15 protein-coding genes and 1 tRNA gene are annotated in these 17,876 nt (G+C 58.0%); 5 read left to right on the top strand and 11 right to left on the bottom strand.

Annotated elements, in window-relative coordinates:
* Window position 1: 1 nt before the first annotated feature.
* The 7 genes from fliN to FIU93_RS12535 all read right to left on the bottom strand — a co-directional run bounded on the left by fliN (window position 2) and on the right by FIU93_RS12535 (window position 7,506).
* Entirely contained in the window at window positions 2–337 is a 336-nt protein-coding gene (gene fliN, locus FIU93_RS12565; protein ID WP_022998153.1) for a flagellar motor switch protein FliN, read from the bottom strand.
* Window positions 334–1,026, bottom strand: coding sequence for a FliH/SctL family protein (locus tag FIU93_RS12560; protein ID WP_208984228.1), 693 nt, complete (start codon window positions 1,024–1,026; stop codon window positions 334–336). The genes fliN and FIU93_RS12560 overlap by 4 nt, the downstream gene beginning before the upstream one ends.
* Before the next feature lie 38 nt (window positions 1,027–1,064).
* Window positions 1,065–2,111, bottom strand: a complete 1,047-nt coding sequence (gene fliG / locus FIU93_RS12555; protein WP_022998155.1) for a flagellar motor switch protein FliG — start codon at window positions 2,109–2,111, stop codon at window positions 1,065–1,067.
* Window positions 2,112–2,113: 2 nt separating this feature from the next.
* Window positions 2,114–3,727, bottom strand: coding sequence for a flagellar basal-body MS-ring/collar protein FliF (gene fliF, locus FIU93_RS12550; protein ID WP_031268276.1), 1,614 nt, complete (start codon window positions 3,725–3,727; stop codon window positions 2,114–2,116).
* A 310-nt stretch (window positions 3,728–4,037) separates the two neighbouring features.
* Window positions 4,038–4,313 carry a DUF1153 domain-containing protein gene (locus tag FIU93_RS12545; protein ID WP_022998157.1) on the bottom strand — a complete coding sequence of 92 codons (276 nt, stop codon included), beginning with the start codon at window positions 4,311–4,313 and terminating at the stop codon, window positions 4,038–4,040.
* Between the two features lie 381 nt (window positions 4,314–4,694).
* Entirely contained in the window at window positions 4,695–5,354 is a 660-nt protein-coding gene (locus FIU93_RS12540) for a flagellar hook capping FlgD N-terminal domain-containing protein (RefSeq protein ID WP_152505750.1), read from the bottom strand.
* Window positions 5,355–5,385: 31 nt separating this feature from the next.
* Window positions 5,386–7,506, bottom strand: coding sequence for a flagellar hook-length control protein FliK (locus FIU93_RS12535; RefSeq protein WP_152505749.1), 2,121 nt, complete (start codon window positions 7,504–7,506; stop codon window positions 5,386–5,388).
* Window positions 7,507–7,814: 308 nt separating this feature from the next.
* Between FIU93_RS12535 and mnmA the strand changes: the two genes are divergently transcribed.
* Entirely contained in the window at window positions 7,815–8,993 is a 1,179-nt protein-coding gene (mnmA, locus tag FIU93_RS12530) for a tRNA 2-thiouridine(34) synthase MnmA (RefSeq protein ID WP_152505748.1), read from the top strand.
* A gap of 114 nt (window positions 8,994–9,107) precedes the next feature.
* A tRNA-Met gene (locus FIU93_RS12525) sits at window positions 9,108–9,184 on the top strand.
* A 41-nt stretch (window positions 9,185–9,225) separates the two neighbouring features.
* Here FIU93_RS12525 and FIU93_RS12520 read toward each other — a convergent pair.
* The 3 genes from FIU93_RS12520 to FIU93_RS12510 all read right to left on the bottom strand — a co-directional run bounded on the left by FIU93_RS12520 (window position 9,226) and on the right by FIU93_RS12510 (window position 12,712).
* The gene (locus tag FIU93_RS12520) at window positions 9,226–9,792 is read right to left on the bottom strand and encodes a hypothetical protein (protein WP_152505747.1); all 567 of its coding nucleotides are present in this window, start codon (window positions 9,790–9,792) and stop codon (window positions 9,226–9,228) included.
* Window positions 9,793–10,344: 552 nt separating this feature from the next.
* Entirely contained in the window at window positions 10,345–11,094 is a 750-nt protein-coding gene (locus FIU93_RS12515; protein WP_209010354.1) for a hypothetical protein, read from the bottom strand.
* Entirely contained in the window at window positions 11,084–12,712 is a 1,629-nt protein-coding gene (locus FIU93_RS12510; RefSeq protein ID WP_286202425.1) for an RNA-directed DNA polymerase, read from the bottom strand. Before FIU93_RS12510 ends, FIU93_RS12515 begins: the two co-directional genes overlap by 11 nt.
* Window positions 12,713–13,088: 376 nt before the next feature.
* Between FIU93_RS12510 and FIU93_RS12505 the strand changes: the two genes are divergently transcribed.
* Entirely contained in the window at window positions 13,089–14,285 is a 1,197-nt protein-coding gene (locus tag FIU93_RS12505; protein ID WP_152505745.1) for a mandelate racemase/muconate lactonizing enzyme family protein, read from the top strand.
* Between the two features lie 252 nt (window positions 14,286–14,537).
* Window positions 14,538–16,064 carry a phospholipase D family protein gene (locus FIU93_RS12500; protein ID WP_173017310.1) on the top strand — a complete coding sequence of 509 codons (1,527 nt, stop codon included), beginning with the start codon at window positions 14,538–14,540 and terminating at the stop codon, window positions 16,062–16,064.
* Window positions 16,065–16,157: 93 nt separating this feature from the next.
* Here FIU93_RS12500 and FIU93_RS12495 read toward each other — a convergent pair whose 3' ends face one another.
* Complete coding sequence (locus FIU93_RS12495; protein ID WP_152505743.1) at window positions 16,158–16,844, bottom strand: FadR/GntR family transcriptional regulator; 687 nt, start codon at window positions 16,842–16,844, stop codon at window positions 16,158–16,160.
* A gap of 173 nt (window positions 16,845–17,017) precedes the next feature.
* Here FIU93_RS12495 and FIU93_RS12490 point away from each other — a divergent pair, with 173 nt between their 5' ends.
* Window positions 17,018–17,812 (top strand): ABC transporter substrate-binding protein, encoded by a 795-nt coding sequence (locus tag FIU93_RS12490; protein ID WP_152505742.1) that lies wholly within the window; start codon window positions 17,018–17,020, stop codon window positions 17,810–17,812.
* The last annotated feature ends 64 nt before the right edge of the window (window positions 17,813–17,876 follow it).

Raw genomic sequence — 17,876 nt, 5'->3', positions numbered from 1 at the left:
CCTATCGATCCGTCTTGATGATTTCAGTCATGGTCACGCCGAGCTTGTCTTCCACCAGGACGACTTCACCTCGGGCGACCAGCCGGTCGTTCACGTAGATATCGATGGCTTCCCCCACCTTCCGGTCGAGTTCCAGAACCGTTCCGGATGCCAGTTTCAACAGGTCCGAGACATGCATTCTGGAATGCCCCAGAACGGCGGAAATGCGCACAGGAACATCGAACACGGCCTCAAGGTCAGCCGCGGACTGCGGCACATGCATTTCGCCATCGTCGAGCCGGCGCTGCGGCGCCTCGAGCTCGTCGAGCGGGATATTGTGATCTTGCTCGTCGCTCATGCGTCAGTTTCCTTTTCCGCCGACGTGTCGGAGGTTTTGCCTCGTCTTTCCGCGCTGCGCCCTCGCAGGTAGGAACGAATGCTGGCATCGATTTCGGCTTCGATCGCCTTGCGGTCGCGTCTGATACCGCCGTCGGCCCACTCGATATGGCAATCGCCGCGGCCGATTTCCGGCTCGCCGAGGATGACCAGCCGTCCTTCGAAGCCCTTTTCGTGAATGATCGGATCCACCTGGGCCTTCAGCGCCTCGACATCCTTCTCGGCGATACGGATGACGAGATGCGGCGCCTTGCGCAGCGGTCCCAGGCATTCTGACACCAAAGCCACCGTCTCGGCCAGCGGCTGGCGTGCGATCAGATGGGCACACAGACGCCTGGCCACAAGAAAAGCGAGACTGATGGCATCTTTCTCGCGTTCCGCCACCTGCCCGTCCAGGGTCTCCAGCACGCGCGAAACCGCCCCGGCCAGATGATTGACTTCCGCCGTAAGCAACGTCTCCTGCTTGGTCTGCAGGTCCTGAAGCGCCTTCACCCGGCCTTCCTCGAAAGCCTGGGCCCTTGCCTTCTTCAGCAATTCCTCATGCTGGGCGACCGGAATCATCGGTATCTCCGGCTCGACGGGAGCGACCTCTTCCGGCTCTTCAGGCTCGGAAAAGTCGACGTTGAACAGAAATTTCGATGGGTTGGTCATGCGTCCCATTCTGCTGTAAGTGCCTGCCGTTTGCCGCATCAGTAGATAATTTCATCCTCGCCCTTGGACTTGGAGATCATGATCTCGCCCTTGGCTGCCAGGTCCTTGGCCTTGTTCACCATGCCGGTCTGCGCTTCGTCCACATCACGCAACCGCACGGGTCCGAGCGCATCCATGTCGTCCTGCAGAAGTTTTGCGGCACGCGACGACATGTTGCCGAAGAAGAATTCCCTTGCCGTATCCGTGGAGCCCTTGAGCGCAATGGCCAGGGCGTCCTTTTCGACGTGCCTGAGCAGTGTCTGTGCACTGGCTGCGTCCAGCTTCAACAGATCGTCGAAGGTGAACATCAGGGTCTTGATGCGGTCGGCAGCTTCGCGGTTGTCCTCTTCCAGGGCTGCCAGGAAGCGGGCTTCGGTCTGCCGATCGAAATTGTTGAAGATCTCCGCCATCATCTCGTGGCTGTCGCGCCGCGAGGTGTTGGTGAGGTTCGACATGAATTCCACGCGCAGCGTCTGCTCCACCTTCTCCAGAACTTCCTTCTGGACGGCATCCATGCGCAGCATGCGGCTGACCACTTCCAGCGCCAGCTCCTCCGGCAGAATGCCCAGCACCCGTGCCGCGTGGTCGGAATTGATCTTCGACAGCACCACCGCGACCGTCTGCGGATATTCGTTCTTCAGATAGTTGGCGAGAACGTTCTCCTGCACGTTGGAGAGCTTCTCCCACATGTTACGCCCGGCCGGACCGCGGATTTCCTCCATGATGATGGAGACCTTCTCGCCCGGCAGAAAGCTGGCCAGCAGCCGCTCGGTCGCATCGACGTTCCCTGTCAGCGATCCCTTGGAACTGACGCGGCGCACGAAATCCTTGAACAGGTTCTCCAGCATGTTCGGCGTGACCGGACCGAGGTTGGCCATCGCGGCCGAAACCTGGCGCACCTCGATCTCGTCAAGCTTTGCCCAGATCGGCGCGCCATGGGACTCGCCAAGCGCGAGAAGCAGAACGGCTGCCCGTTCCGCTCCCTTCAGCTCGCGCTCTTCTTCGTCCGCGCTGACCTGCAGCTGTTTCTGGAGTTGATCGCTCACCGTCAGGCCGCCTGTTCATCCAGCCAACCGCGAACGATGGTCACCGCTTCGGTCGGATGGTCCTTGATCATGTCGCCTACCTTGGCAATCGAGCTTGCCTGCATGGCTCCTTCCTGCTTGGCCTGTTCCAGCCATTCGATCACGAATTCGTCTTCAGCCGATTCTTCCTGTGGCACTTCCGTCTCCACTACCAGCGTCCCATCCGGACCGATCATCAGCTCCTGAGGTTGCTTTTCTTCCGGTGTCACGATGCGGCGCAGCAGCGGGCGAACCACGAAGAGCAGCAGCATCACGGCAATCAGGAACAGAACACCCAGCTCGGCAAAACGAATGATGTCGTTGCGGGTGAAATCGAACAGGCTGTCACTTTCAGCCAGCAGGTCATCCTGCGGCGGCAGGGCGAACTGCAGGTTCACGACTTCCACAACGTCGCCCCGCTCGGCATCGAAACCGACTGCGGAGCGCACCAGAACAGCGATCCGGTCCAGGGTTTCCTGGGCGCGCGGTGTATAGGTGCTGCCGCCATTGCCGTCCGGCTGGTAGGTGCCGTCAACCAGCACCGCAACGGACAGACGCTTGATCTTGCCAGCTTCGACAACTTCGGTCCGGGTCGAGTGGGAAATCTCGTAGTTGACGATTTCCTCGGTAATGGACGATGTGTCGCGCTCTGCCTGCCCCTGACCAGCATCGGCGTTCGGAAGCTGGTTGGCAACAGTAACCTGCCCGTTCCGGGACACGGCGGAAGAAGCTTCTTCCTTGGACTGGGTCGAACGCACCACCTGCCCGTCCGGGTCGAAGGTCTCGGTGGTCTCCGTCAGGCGATTATAGTCGACTTCCGCGTTGACGCGAACCCGTGCCCGTCCAGGGCCGACGACGGAGTTCAGAATTTCCTCGATCTGGTTGCGCAGCCGGCCTTCGACCTCGACAGTCCGCTCCTGCAGCGAATTCGTCATCAGGCCGTCTTCGTCGTTGCCCGCGCCGGAAGCCAGCAGACGGCCGCTTTCGTCGACAATCGAGACACGGTCCGGCTCAAGTCCGTCAACCGCGGTGGCAACCAGATGCTGGACCGCGCGGATTTCGCCCGGGCCGAGAGCACCACGAACGTTCAGCACGATCGACGCTGACGGCGGACGACGGTCTCTCTGGAACAGCTGGCGCTCCGGGATAACCAGGTGAACACGGGCGGCGCGGATGCGGTCGAGGGAGCCGATCGTGCGTGACAGCTCGCCTTCCATGGCGCGCAGGTGATTGATGTTCTGAACGAAGCTGGTGGCGCCAAGAGTGTCTGAACGGTCGAAGATCTCGTAGCCGATAGAGCCGCCGGTCGGCAGGCCTTCAGCGGCAAGCTGCATGCGCAGGCGGGCGACCTGCTCGTTCGGAACGAGAATCGAGGCACCCTGACGGGCGATCTCAAATTGCACGCCCTGGCTTTCCAGCTGGGAAACGATCGATGCGGAATCCTCAAGGGTCAACTCATTGTAGAGTGTCGTCATCTGGGGTGCCGTCACCCGAAAGATGATGAAGGCAAAGACGCCGACGAGGATGGCGGCAACTGCCCCCATTGCAGCAATGCGTGCCGCCCCCAAGGTTCTGATGAATTCTACAAGTCCGTTCACGAATGCCCGCCCGCATTTGAAACATGCCCCTGCCGTTATTATTGGAGTCGGCTGGGCACGCCACACCTTCGATGGGCAAAATTTGCCGCCCAGGTGGTTAACAAGTGGTTAACAAAACCTTTCCAATAGGGGCGGATCGGCGGGTTTCCGCCATTTCGATTAATGCAAACTGCAACTGAGGTGGGGAAAAACTGCCTACCTCATTAATTTTTGGATAAGTTCCGTACGGACAGCAAGACAAATAAAAAGGCCGGCAGTGCCGACCTTTTGATTGCGCCCCACCGGCGCATTGCAGAAACCGTGTTCCGGGTCAATTTCGATATTGCTGAACCCGGGTCGCTCGAAGCCCGGCAAGACCGTGCTTTTCAATCGAGCTTTGCCAGGAGAGGAACTCCTCAACTGTCAGAGTGTATCTCTGGCACGCTTCTTCAAGGGACAACAAGCCACCGCGAACTGCGGCAACCACCTCTGCCTTGCGGCGGATGACCCACCGCTTTGTCGAAGTCGGAGGCAGGTCCGCAATGGTAAGCGGGCTCCCGTCCGGTCCGATGACATATTTTACACGCGAACGAATGTGTTCGGTCATTGTACTCTCACACTAACCATGACCAAGGCTGATTTGAGACTACAAGATGACGCTTAACAAACGCCTAAAGCAAAATTGTGTTTTTATTAACTATAAAATCTAAATTTAGTGAATGATATTTAGGATTTCGCAAAGATAAAGGGTCCAATTCTAAATAGTATTATATGAAATCGTTAACCATATTTACCTGACCGTGCAATTTGCAAGGCAATTCGATTAACCTGAAAATTGCATCCCTCCTCCGGCCACACTTCATTCTTGTTTTTTGTGCCGGCAAATGTCCCGCGGATTACCCTCAGCCCCTTGAAACATCGAGAAAACGCGAAAAACCGCCCCGGAGGTATCCGGAGCGGTTTTCAAAAAATGTGAATGTGTGGCTGATCAGGACGGTCGGGCGACCGACACCACGGAACTGACCGGAAACTCCTGGCTGCCAACCTTCAGCACCGCTTCGCCGCTGGACCAGTCCACGCTGTCGACGATGCCCGATACGGTCGTCTTGACGGTTTCCGGCCGGCTGGAGGCGTCCTTCACATCGAAGGAGATGGTGTAGAGCCCGTTCACGGCCTGCTGGCCGGAATCAGTCTGCCCGTTCCAGTAAAAGGTGCCGTCGCCTGCTGCCAGCTCGATGTCACCGCTATAGACGATGGAACCGCTGGTGTTGCGGATCTCGAAGGTGCCAGTCGCATCTTCCGCCACATTATAGCTCCAGCTGGCCTGACTGCCCGACAGGGTCGTCGTGGAAGCATCAGCAGTCACTTCATTGCCGATATAGCTGACGTAACTCATGCTCTGGTTGCTCGTCAGCGAGGCAATGATTTCTTCAAGGTTCTGGTTCTGCTTGATGGCCTGCTCGACGCTCGAATACTGAACCAGCTGATTGGTGTATTCGGCCGAGTCCAGCGGATCCAGCGGATCCTGGTTCTGGATCTGCGTCGTCAGGATGCTCAGGAACAGTTCGTAATCGGCGATGAGGCCGGCCTGGCTGGTTGCCGAGCCGGTCTGCGACGATGCAGAGGAAGTTGGAGAAACGGTTGTCATTTTTTCACTCCTGAGGCAGCAACTCGCCCCGTTACACTTTCATGTCCAGGCCGCCGCGCTGTTCCGCGATGGTCATTCTGACAATGTCTTCAAGCATCGGATCGGCTTCCGCGGAAACCGTGCCTCCGCCACCATTCGAGGCCGGCTGATGTCCATCCCCTCCCTGTTCGGAGCCGAACTGCTGGCCGCCGTCCTGTCTCAGGGAGAATTGCAGGTTGTCTGAATCCGGGTTGAGCCCTGCCGCTTCCAGCGCGCGCTCCAGGCCGCGCTGATCACGCAGGAACATGTCCAGCGTCTCCGGCCGGTCGACACGCAGATGGGCCTGGACCTTGCCGTCGTGAGAAACCTTCATCTCAACCTCGACCCGGCCGAGCTCCGGCGGGTCGAAACGCATCTGGAAACGGGTCTGACCATCCTTCAGATTGCGCGCAATCTCGGCGGCCACCTGGGTAGCCACCTGGCCGGACTGGCTCTGGCTGGGCGCCTGCAGGCTCTCGGTCCGCATTGCCCCTGCCAGATCGCCGCCGCGTACCGTTGCCGCACCGAACTCGCCGGAAATGCTGGTGTGCTGCAATTCAGCAGGCATATCCGCTTCGTCAGCCGCAATATTCGACAGCGCCGCAGCAGCGACAGGACCAGCCAGGGCCGCACCGCGCGGCTCAGGTCCCGTTTGCTCCGCACCCTTGGCAGCAGGTCCGGCAGCAGCATCTTGCGTATTGCCTGACCCCTGCGGACCGGAAGCTTCACCCGTGACCGGCTTGACGAGACCCGTACCTTCCTCGGCAACAGGCTCACCAGCCAGCAACTGTTCGGACGACACCGGCTGCGGCGTTGCCTGAACCGGCTGTTGGACAGGAACGGCACCCGCATTCACGGCGGCCGCGACCTGCGTGGTGGCCGCGCTCATCGCGGTTCCGGCCTGTGCGCTCGCATCACCCGTTTGCGTGTTCGCCGTTACCGGCTGGGCTGACGTCTCGCCATCCACCACGGGTGCGGCAGGCACTGCAGGAACCTGCGTGCCTTCAGATGCCGCAGCAGCCTTGGCGACTGCCGAGACAGACGCAGCAACAGTTCCGGCAGGCGTTGCCGCGGCAACCTGGAAACCAGGCGCTTCACCAGCCGCCTGCCCCGGCGCCTGACCGCCAACCACCGCGCCGGCCTGCACGCTTGCCTGGACAGGCAACGTCACGGCCGGCTGCTGGCCGGCTGGCTGAGCGGCGGGCGTTACCGACGCCCGGAATTCTTTCGGCAGTTCGCTCTGCCAGCGGCGCTCTGTCGTGACAGGCGCTGGCCGGGCAACTGCCGCCTGCGCCTCCGCCGCTTTAGCAGGTGTTGTCTGTCCGGCTCTTTCAGGCTGCACAGCACCTGCCTCAACACCGTTCAACGCGCCGGCAAAGTTCGGTGCCGTAGCCGGTGCAGAACCTCCGGAACCCACACCAGCTCCGGCATCTGCTGCAGGAACAGGCGCAGCCCCGTTTGCGGCACCAGCTGAAGGCACCGCTGGAACGTTGCCTGCAAGACCTGCGCTTCCCGAAAGAGCTGCACCGGGCACGCCCGCATCGACAGAGGCAGGCGTGATAGCCGCGCCTTCGCCAGCAGGAGCCGGAACAACAGGTGCAACAGGAGCGACCGGCGCAAATTCTGCAACCAGGGCAACGTCGGCGGTTTGCGCTGCCTTATCTCCTTCAGAGGGAAGCAGACCCTGATCCGTATCACCGGGTTGCCCCGCGTTGAGCGGCGGAGTGCCGGCCACGATATCGCCGGAAAGAAGAGGATCGGTAACCGGGACCGTCGGATCCACCGCAACGGCGGGTGCAAGTTCGCCTGTCACCACGGAGGTCTGGATCTGCGCGGCAACCGCCCCCGACTTCACCGGATCGGCCGCCCGGCCGGCCTTGGCGGAAACCACGGCACTGACCTGACCCTTGTCTTGCCCTGCGCCCTTCGCGGCGCCCTGCCCCGAGATCGAGCTCAGCTCGTCGGCAAATCCGTTTGCCTTACCCCCAACAGAGGAAGCAGCCGCACCTGCAGAAGCCTGCCCGCCAGCAAGTGCGCTGCCCGCACCCGCTGCCAGCGCCCCGGCAGAAACATCCGTTGTCAGTCCAAATGGCAGCACGCTTGCCCCCAGATCCCGGCCCGCACCGGCGGGCATATTTCGTCACCGGAATAGAAAGCAAACATCGGGCCAAACGTTGAATTCAGCCAGACCCCTTGATTTTACTCATCTTTTTCATAGACGAAGCGAAACTCTCTCGGGTTTCGGGCGGCAAGCTTTGCCGGTCCGGCAAAGCGTGCCTGCCATGCGGGGGAAGCAATTGGCAGCCGCTCTCCTTATCTGTATAGTGCCGCCAACTTTGAATAGGGCCCTTGATCGCCGCCCGCCCGGCAGGGCGTGGAAGGCTCGGGACGGACAACCGCCCCGCCTGCGCGATCGGCCAAAAACTTCTGGAAGTACACTGGATGCGAAACAGTCTGGATCTGCCCGGCCGCCCGGAAGACACTCGCGTTGTCGTCGCCATGTCCGGCGGGGTCGACAGCTCGGTCGTGGCCGCCCTGATGAAGGCCGAAGGCTACGACGTCATCGGCGTCACCCTGCAGCTTTATGATCACGGCGCCGCCGTCAGCAAGGCAAAGTCCTGTTGCGCGGGCGTCGACATTCATGATGCCCGCCGCGCGGCCGAAACCATCGGCATTCCCCATTACGTGCTGGATTATGAAAGCCGGTTCAAGGAACAGGTCATGGACCGTTTCGCCGACAGCTACATCGCCGGCGAAACCCCGATCCCTTGCGTCTCCTGCAACCAGACGGTCAAGTTCACCGATCTCCTGAAGACCGCGAAGGATCTTGGCGCCGATGCACTGGCGACCGGCCACTATGTCCGCTCCGCCCAGCAGGGCAACAAGCGCGCGCTTTTCCGCCCGGCCGATCTTGACCGCGACCAGAGCTATTTCCTGTTCGCCACCACGCAGGACCAGCTCGATTTCATCCGCTTTCCGCTTGGCGGCATGCCCAAGTCGAAGGTGCGTGAACTTGCAGCCGAATTCGGCCTGACCGTCGCCAACAAGCCGGACAGCCAGGATATCTGCTTCGTGCCCAACGGCGATTATGCCGAGGTCATCCGCAAGCTGCGCCCCAATGCGGCCGAACCGGGCGAGATCGTCCATATGGACGGCCGCGTGCTGGGTGAGCATGACGGCATCATCCACTACACCATCGGCCAGCGCCGCGGCCTTGGTGTTGCCACGGGGGACCCGCTCTATGTGGTGCGCCTCGACCCGGACGAACGCCGTGTCGTCGTCGGCCCGCGCGAGGCACTGGCGACCCGCACCATCCTGCTGCGCGAAATGAACTGGATCGGCGATCAGCCGCTGGACGAAGGCGACGAGATCGAGCTGTTCGCCAAGGTCCGCTCCACCCGTCCGCCGGCACCTGCCACCTTGCGCATCCTGAACGGCAAGGCGTTCGTGGATCTTGCCAACGGCGAAACCGGCGTCGCCCCGGGCCAGGCCTGCGTCTTCTTTGATACGGACGACGAAACAGCCCGTGTTCTGGGCGGTGGCTGGATCCACAAGACCGAACGCACGGGCGACTGGGCGATCGATTTTCCACAGGTCAAAGCCCCGGTTTCCGCGGCCTGAGGCCAGACAAAAAACTTTGCGGCCGGACGCCAATTCAACGCTTGACGCCCGCCCGCCGCCTCACTATAAGCACCCCACGTCGCGCGGGCCACCCAGGCCCGGATCGCACGGGATGGCGGAGTAGCTCAGCCGGTTAGAGCAGCGGAATCATAATCCGCGTGTCGGGGGTTCGAGTCCCTCCTCCGCTACCAAATTTTCTCAAAGACTATTCCAAATTTTACGTGGACTGTGGTCACAGCGCCTTTTCTGAGTAACGCGCGTTCAATGCGTTGATCAGGTTTCGAAAATATTCTCGAACGCTGTCACCGTCGATGGTTTTATGGCTGTCTACATCCAGAAAGAAGGATACAGCGTCCAATACGCAACGAAAATTCATGTCTTCAGAAGATTTTGCAGTGTCGTTCACACCCAAAACAACATCAAATTCCTTCAGAGGAAGGCTTATTACCAAACAGCTGTCAGACTTACCCCTAAAATATTCCGCCTCCTCTCGCGTCATTCCAGGCAAAAAATCTTGAGCCTTTTCAAGATTAATAGCTCCGTCTATCAAAAAATCCGGGCCCGAGAGAAAAAGAAAATTGGGAGTCCCATCGAGTTCAGTCGAGTAATCTCCGTAGAGCAAATATACTTGTATTACAGACTTCATAAAGCTTTGAACGTGTTCATCCTCAATATGACCCGATGCACTTATTGGTCTGATTGAAACGCTCTTGTTTTCCGCCCCAATCCCTGTTGATGTAAAACCGAGTAGTATTCCCAGAACAAGAAATGCTTTAACGACCCCCAAAAAGCTTGCCATAGATTAAATTCCCTAAGCCTCTATTTCTACAGTTGAAATTGAAACAAACAACATCTCGAGTCGGCTAGTTGATCGAACCTTTGCCACGGCACTAACACCTCGTGAAGCACGGAACGTGTCACCCATTAGTCCGGAATGTTCTATTCCCTGTGTCATGGATTGAACCGCTATGTAATCCCCGTATCGAGATCGCAACATGATCACAGACTTACTCTGCTCGCGGCCAGCAAAAGCGCAATAGCAATTTCTCAGCTACTTGTGTCCACTCATCGCAGCCAATGGCTTGGTTTCAAAACCACCGAATTGATCAAAACCCATTTCCCATCAGGAACTACAAACGTCCTGGGAGGGACCGACTGGAGACGGTTTGTTCGTGACGGTTGATCCGAGCGAAGCAGTCATTCACCTGTACCGCCTTCGCTTGCGATTTCGGCCCGGAGCTGCCGTTCGTTTTCAATTTGTTCAACGACTGCTATGCGGCCTTTTGGGGACGTTCTATAGTACGAAGCTATGTTCCGAAGGCACCGTTCGCGGTGCGGTTCAGTAGAGACTCTACCTACGAACGATTTCATGCTCCACAATCGAGCGTAATGCCTCGCACAGTTCCACTCTATTGGAATTAGAAGAAGCTGACTGAAGCAGTTTATCAAAATTGAACGCGAGGCCGCAATTCCTCCTAGGGTTCAAAAGCAGACAGTCAGTCCAGATTTCATCATTGTGCTCAATCGCACTCGCGTACTTAAGGAGCCAGTACATCAAGACTTGTCGAAAGTCGCCTGCGACGAAGTTCCGGTCCGTGTGTTTTACCTCAACCAGGACTTTGCCGATAGAGAAGTCTCCGGTTCCCGAAGCAATCCATCCCATTCCGGGAATGACCGGACTTCGCTCGATCTGAGAACCCTTTTCCCCCGCAACTCGGCGTAACATTTCAACAAGATTGAGAGCCGCATGCTCTGCGGCCTTCTGGTCACTTTCTTCAACTCTGTCGGGCTTCTGAGCATCGTAATGTTGGCTCTGCCGTTTCAGTGCAATGGCAATGCATTCGGCCCATTCCGGCTCTGCTTGGCCGGAAAGGATGAGTTCAGTGCGAGCTATCGACAATTCAAAAAGCATTGCCTTTTGAAGTTGGCTTTGCTCCACTAGTTCACTGGGTACTGGAGCCAAACCAGAGTAATAAAACGCACCCCTGTTCAGCGCTGCTACCAGCCCTCCACTGAGCCGAGGGAATAGGACATCTAGGACACCGGGAATGTCCCTTGCTACCGTCCTGGGATCGCGAAATGGAAGCCTTTTAAGCGCCATTTTTCACCCAGTCTTGGTAACATGCCGCAAATGTTTGTGACCCGTTATGCTCGAAGCCTAGGCGCCAAGATTGCGCGAGTGAACCGCGGAGCTGTTGACGCGCATGCTTACCCTCATCTCCGAAATTTCCAGCTGCAAGCCAAAACATCCGTTGCTCATCGGGCGTTAAATTTTGCCATCTGTTACGCACATAATTGAAACCCGTTCGATCTGGCCAATGGTGCCAACAATCAATACAGGCTCTCCGGATTGTTGCTGACGAGCTGCGCTCGAAGGTATTTCTTACGAACACTCCTCGAGTGTCTGTTCGCGCGAAACGAATGGCGCGCAAGAAATGAAGTAGATTGGCTTCTGGCATGAGCAGGTGGGGAGCTGCCACTATTACTCGATCTAGAAGTTGATCTATTTTAGCATGGAATTCTGAAAACTCGCCTTTTGCCCGGACTGCATAAACGCCGCGCATGATCTTAGACCAAGACGCACGAAACGAGTCTAGATTCCCTACATCTAGAAGTGTTTCGCATAGTTGAGCGGCGATTTTGGGTTCCTGAAATTTCAATGCGCGACTAATTTGCGTTACGACGAAGCTATCCGGCTGAGACTTGTCCTTTTCAAGATCAATGAGAAATTGGACATCAATCTTTTTAAACGACTCTTTAAGTTGCTCGTACTCCGCCTGCGCCGTGTCGGAATAAGGATCGAAGTGCAAATCCAAGTCTCTCAGGTCGGCACTTGCATCTTCACCTTCGCCGAGTTGTGCCGCTACATAGTCAGCATAATGCTTCGCACTCAAGGTCGTAGTCTTCGTCCGGTTTAGCGAAAGACCATAGTCGGCAAGCGCATGGGACAACGCTGACAGCGCCTCGTATGCGTGCTGCCGTGAGTCACAAATAAGCGTGTAGTCGTCAACGTACCGATGCCAGACGATACCAGCATCAGACAGTGATCTGTCGATCGGTGTCATCATAGTTTCAGCGAGGATGCGTGCGCATTGACCTCCAACAGGAAGTCCGAAAGATCGGCCTGCCGCGAGTTTGCTTAGGATGCGATCAATCTGCAAGGCCACGGTCGAGTTTGCAGCGCCCAGATCCTTGATGACGTTCTCGAGCCGGTGATGGTAGATGTGCTCATAAAAGCTCGAAATGTCAGTTTGAACGACCACGCAGCCATCTTCTTTTAGCGCCTCTTCTTTGAGCGTAGCTTCCTTGAAGGTTCGCCAAGAGTGGCTACGGTCAAAGAAGGCAGCCCCTTCGATTCCTAACCTATAGGAGTGAACCCGCTTACTGCGGTTTGGTTCATTCGCTTGAGCGATGGCAAGACCCAGTCCATTCAGGTACAGATTCCAAAACGGATGTATTTTCGTCGTGATCCTAAATCCATTGGAACCAGACGGCGCTAGTAGTCTCTCAGCTCCAATCGTGAGCTCGTTCAAAAAATCTTTCGCGTCCTTGAAGCTCTTCTGATCGATCTCTTGGAACAGATCAAAGCATATATCCGCAAAGCCCTCTGCCGTATCACGAATAAATCCAGCATCAATATCATATGGGAGCGTGTCATTCTCGCCGCTCCGACCAATTTCGACAGCTGCTTTCAAGAAGTGGTCGCGCAAGACCTGCAAGTTATCACCTTTCAATAATTGTCGGTATTTTATTGGGTTGCTAAGAAACCTATCCGAGAGAGTTATGCAATCTAAGATGGAAGGAGTCTAGCGATGTCCGCTCGTGGTTCCGTTTCGGACTTTAATCCGTGGTGCTGAACAAATCCGCTCACCGCCCTCAATAGACCCACACTCATCCGTACCTAACAGCAGCACAGCAATTCAGGCCGAAACACTGCCTCTATAGAGACCGCCCCCGCTATCCAATTGGACTCTGAAAATTGTCAAATTGGATATGTTGGCCAGACCAATTCTTTTCTAGCGTTCACGCAACAGCCGACTGTTCTCCTGATGCTTCTGGATCCTTCAGCAGCGCCCCCTTTTCAATGGACCGAACATGCAAGTGCTTGACCGCGTTGAACTCTACCTTGTGAAAACACCCCTGCCCGCGCAACATGCGCCGTCGTGGATACCTGGAACGATCCGGACCCATGTCTCCATGTGCATCGTCCGGTTCATCACCGATGACGGTGTTGAGGGATGGAGCGGGTTTCCGGCTGCGGGGCGCGAGCGCGCCGGGCTGGGCGACCTCTTGGCCGGTCTGTTTCTCGGCCAGGATGCAGGCGATATCGAAAAGCTTTCCGAGCGTATCCAGATCATGGCGGCGGGTGGCAATTTCAACTGGTGGCTTGAGCCTGCCTTCTGGGACATCAAGGCCAAGAGCGCGGGCCTGCCGCTCTACAAGCTGCTTGGCGGAACGGATGACCGCATCAGGCTTTATGCCTCATCCGGCGAGCTTCGGGCCCCGGGCGCGCGGCGCGAGGAAGCCGAAGCCCGGCTTGCCGAAGGGTTCGACACGATGAAAATTCGTGTCCATGACTTCGATGAGGCCGTAGATATCGACCATATTTCCGATATCGCCCGTCACATGCAGGGACGGATGAGGATTTCGGTCGACTGCAATCAGGCCTTCCGCCTGACCCAGAACGGCGATGCGCCGCTCTGGTCGCTGGACCGGGCCAAACGCTTTGTCGATGCCGCTGCGGATGTCGGCCTTGCCTGGGTGGAAGAACCGCTGTTTGGCGAATGGCACGAGGAAATCGCCAGACTGACCACCTATTCTCGCGTTCCTGTTGCCGGTGGCGAACTTCATGTCATGGGCTACAGGGAACTCGCCCGGATGATGAAGATGGGCTGCTACAATATCTTCCAGCCCGATGCCATGTGGGCCGGCGGGATTACCCAGTGCCTCAAGGTTGCCGCGCTGTGCAGGCAAGAAGGCATCAGGTTCACGCCGCATTGCTGGTCGAACGGCTTCGGCTTCATAGCAAATGCGCATGTCTTTGCCGCCAGCGGCTTTGCCGGTGAGGAGCTGTTTGAATATCCAATCTCACCGCCGGGCTGGACACCGGAAGGCCGCGACCAGATCTTCTCGCAGCCGTTCCTGCACGAAAACGGCTGGTTTGCCATGCCGCAGACACCTGGCCTCGGCTTCGAGATCAATCAGGAAACCCTTAAGAAATACGGGCAGTGTTTCTTCAAGGCCAGCCGCAACTCCACGCACTGGATGCCCGAAGCGCTATCCGCTCCTTAAAGGTCTCACCCACGTCTGGCGTGCGCCGTTCACGCGATCTTCGCCCCGAAGGCACAGGAAAAAGAAACACCGCGCGGCAGGCGCTCGAGCGCGCCTGTCAATCTGCACAATGGACCGGCGTGCAGGCATGAAGTAACAATTCTGGGTAGAGTTTGCCGATAGCCCCGGTCCTCGCCTCAGTCACCAACGTCGATCCTTGACGCCGGGCGGGAACGGGGCCCTTGGCAACCTGTGTCCGTCATGCGGGGAACGATGCGAAGCTGGGCCTGCCTTCTCTGTCTTGCAACGCTGCTTCTGGCAGCATGTTCGACGCTGAACACAGACTATCCGCGCGTCGAGACGAGTGCCTTTACGGCCTATCGCAGCACCTCTCTGGGCCGCCTGTTCCGGGCCGCGGAAAAAAGCCATCCGGGCAGATCGGGTGTCTCGCTGGTCACGACAGGGCGCAACGCCTTTGCCATCCGCGTGGCCATGACGGAGCTCGCCGAGCACAGCCTCGATCTGCAATACTACATCTGGGATGCGGACCAGAGCGGGCGCATCCTCGCGCAAGCCCTTTTGCGCAGCGCGGATCGCGGTGTGCGCGTGCGTCTTCTCATCGACGACATCAATGTCAACGGACGCGATGAAATCCTCGCCAGTCTGGACGCCCATCCGAATATCGAGATCCGGTTGTTCAACCCCTTCGTGAGCCGGTCCTCGCGGGTCTTCAACCTGATCGGTGACTTCGACCGCCTGAACCACCGCATGCACAACAAGCTGATGATCGCCGACAATGCGGTTGCGCTTCTCGGCGGGCGCAATATCGGCGACCACTATTTCGACGTCTCCGAGGAATCCAATTATCGCGACCTGGACATTGCAGCGGTCGGCCCGGTGGTGCGGGATGCCTCGAGCGTCTTTGATTATTTCTGGAACAGGGACTGGTCGGTGCCTGTCGCCGCCAGCGTCAACCGGACCTTTGGCGAAACCGACCTGGAAATGGCCCGGGTAAAACTGGAAGAGACCATCGACACCGAAGGATATCCCTATCCTTTCCGCCAGAGGGTCACTGCCGTCCGTCAGTCGATGTCGTCGCTCACAAGGCAGCTGGTCTGGGCACCGGCCTTTGTCGTCTGGGATGATCCGGCCGATTTCATCGCGGGAAAAAGCGGCGGCAAGATCCTCAAGGCACTTGTCGGCAAGGTGGACGGGCTCAAACGCGAACTCCTGATGGAAAACGCCTATTTTGTTCCGACGCAGGCAGGCGCGGACAAGCTGAAGCAGCTTACGGCGCGCGGCGTGAAGGTCCGCGTTCTCACCAACTCGCTCAGTTCAAATGATGTGGTTGCGGTTCACGCCGGCTATTCGAAATACCGCGCGGAACTTCTGGAAGCCGGCATAGAGCTGCATGAGGTCAGGGCCGATTCCGCCAGGGTCCAGCAAACGCTCTTTTCGACAGATTCCAAGGCCGGACTGCACACCAAGGCCGCCGTCTTTGACGGATCCTCGATATTCGTCGGCAGTTTCAATCTCGATCCACGATCAGCCAACCTCAATACGGAGATCGGCCTCTACGTGGAAAGCCCGGAACTTGCCCGCAGGCTGACAGTGTTCCTGAATGAAGGCGTTTCGCTGAAAAACAGCTACCGGCTCGAACTGGACGACAACGGCAAGATCCTCTGGAAGAGCGAAGAAGATGGCGAAATCGTCACCTTCACCTCGGACCCGGGATCGACACTGGGCCAGCGCTTCACCTCCGGCATCATCGCAACGCTTCCCGTCGAAGGTCAGTTGTAGGTGGGTGGAAAGGGGTAGCAGGCTCCTCTCCGCCAACCGCCCCCGCCCCCAGCGTTCCGATACAAGCTGGAAACGACGACGGCGCTTCGCATGTCAAGCGATTTCGAACCCGGCACACAGCGCGGTGTTGGCGACATGGCTGCGCATTGCGGTTCGGGCGGCTTCCGCGTCGCCCTTGCGCAGTTCGTCAACGATGACCCGGTGCTCAGCCAGCGAGGCCCGCATGCGCAGCGGATCCGTGATCGGGATCGGCTGGCGCTGGGTTTCCGTCAGAAGTTTCCGGACCTGATCGTAAAGACCCGCAATCATGCGGTTCCTGCACCGCCGGGCAATCAGGTCGTGAAACTCCAGATCGGCATCCACGTTGCTGAGAAAGTCGCGATTGGACCAGGCCTGTTCCATCAGGTCGGTCAGTTGCGAGAGCCGGTCGAGATCTTCCTCCGACAGTCGCCCCGCTGCATGAGCCGCAATCTCGCCTTCAAGAACAAGCCGGGTCTCGAACACTTCCTGCAGGGAATGTTCCTCGGCGAACTTCCAGTCCGACATGGTCTTGCCCGAACCGGTGCCGACGACAAACGTGCCCCTGCCCGCTTCGGTCTTGATCAGGCCGATGGTTTCAAGGGTCAGCAGGGCTTCGCGCAATGAGGCCCTGCTGACACCGAACTCTTCCGACATTTCCCGCTGCGAAGGGATCTTCTCCCCGCTCTTGAGCGCTCCGCTGAGGATCATCTCCTGAAGCTTGCGGGCGATGCTTTGCGGAACCGGCGTACGTGTAATCATTGTGTCTTTCATGGTTCGTACGGCGCGTGTGCCGTTCTGCCTTTCTTTTAGCCCGCCGAAACGCGATCAGCATCATTTTAACGCTTGCATCCCGTTTGATCGATCTGTTTACTGGTCTAACTGGTCAGACCAGTCATACCAGTTAGACCAAGAATAGTCACCAGGGGAATAAAATGTCTCTTCACTCCTTCATCAAAACGGCTGCAACCGTAGGCTTGCTCACGTTTTCCTCCATGACCACCGCCATGGCCGCAGACCTGACAGTCGGCGCCAACATCGGCAACGTTCCGTGGGAATTCCAGGATGAGTCGGGCAAGACCGTCGGTTTTGAAATCGATCTTGCAACCGAGGTCGCAAACAGGCTCGGCAAATCGATCGAGTTTGAAAACATCCCGTTCAACGGGCTGTTTTCCGCGGTCCAGTCGGGCCGGATCGACATGGCGGTGTCCTCGATCACCATCACCAAGAAGCGTCTGGAATCGGTCACTTTCGCCCAGCCTTACTATGACAGCGACCAGTCCCTCACCGTTACCGCCGACAGTGGCCTGAAATCGGTTGCCGACATGCAAGGCAAGGTCATCGGTGTCGACACGGGCTCTACCGGCGACATCTGGGCCACCGAAAATCAGGAGAAATACGGCTTTGGTGAAATCCGCCGCTACGAAGGCCTGGCCCCGGCCATGCTCGACCTGACGGCGGGCCGCATCGACGGCTACATTAGCGACATCCCGGCGCTGCTTTATTACACCAAGGACAAGCCGAACCTTGCGGTCGTCGAACGCATCACCACCGGCGAACAGTACTCCATGATGTTTGCCAAGGACGCGGAACTGGCAAGCCAGGTGAACGACGTCCTGTCAGAACTGAAGAAGGAAGGCGTCGTGGCTGACCTGCACGAGAAATGGTTCGGTTCTCGCGCCGAAGAAACCACCTCGACGGTTACCATCCTCGACATGCCCAAGCTGTAAGCAAAGCACGCGCGGGCCGCCTTCGGGACGGCCCGCGCCTTCCCTGATTCCAGCCATTCTTCCG

It is taken from the genome of Labrenzia sp. THAF35 (genome assembly GCF_009363595.1).
GTDB classification, from domain to species: domain Bacteria; phylum Pseudomonadota; class Alphaproteobacteria; order Rhizobiales; family Stappiaceae; genus Roseibium; species Roseibium algicola.
This window is presented reverse-complemented; position numbering and strand designations above follow the sequence as displayed.

Excerpts from the sequence above, each read along its gene's own strand:
- fliN (WP_022998153.1), bottom strand. The coding sequence starts at position 337 with ATGAGCGACGAGCAAGATCACAATATCCCGCTCGACGAGCTCGAGGCG.
- FIU93_RS12560 (WP_208984228.1), bottom strand. The coding sequence starts at position 1,026 with ATGACCAACCCATCGAAATTTCTGTTCAACGTCGACTTTTCCGAGCCT.
- FIU93_RS12545 (WP_022998157.1), bottom strand. The coding sequence starts at position 4,313 with ATGACCGAACACATTCGTTCGCGTGTAAAATATGTCATCGGACCGGAC.
- FIU93_RS12540 (WP_152505750.1), bottom strand. The coding sequence starts at position 5,354 with ATGACAACCGTTTCTCCAACTTCCTCTGCATCGTCGCAGACCGGCTCG.
- FIU93_RS12535 (WP_152505749.1), bottom strand. The coding sequence starts at position 7,506 with ATGCCCGCCGGTGCGGGCCGGGATCTGGGGGCAAGCGTGCTGCCATTT.
- mnmA (WP_152505748.1), top strand. The coding sequence starts at position 7,815 with ATGCGAAACAGTCTGGATCTGCCCGGCCGCCCGGAAGACACTCGCGTT.
- FIU93_RS12520 (WP_152505747.1), bottom strand. The coding sequence starts at position 9,792 with ATGGCAAGCTTTTTGGGGGTCGTTAAAGCATTTCTTGTTCTGGGAATA.
- FIU93_RS12515 (WP_209010354.1), bottom strand. The coding sequence starts at position 11,094 with ATGGCGCTTAAAAGGCTTCCATTTCGCGATCCCAGGACGGTAGCAAGG.
- FIU93_RS12505 (WP_152505745.1), top strand. The coding sequence starts at position 13,089 with ATGCAAGTGCTTGACCGCGTTGAACTCTACCTTGTGAAAACACCCCTG.
- FIU93_RS12500 (WP_173017310.1), top strand. The coding sequence starts at position 14,538 with ATGCGAAGCTGGGCCTGCCTTCTCTGTCTTGCAACGCTGCTTCTGGCA.
- FIU93_RS12495 (WP_152505743.1), bottom strand. The coding sequence starts at position 16,844 with ATGATTACACGTACGCCGGTTCCGCAAAGCATCGCCCGCAAGCTTCAG.
- FIU93_RS12490 (WP_152505742.1), top strand. The coding sequence starts at position 17,018 with ATGTCTCTTCACTCCTTCATCAAAACGGCTGCAACCGTAGGCTTGCTC.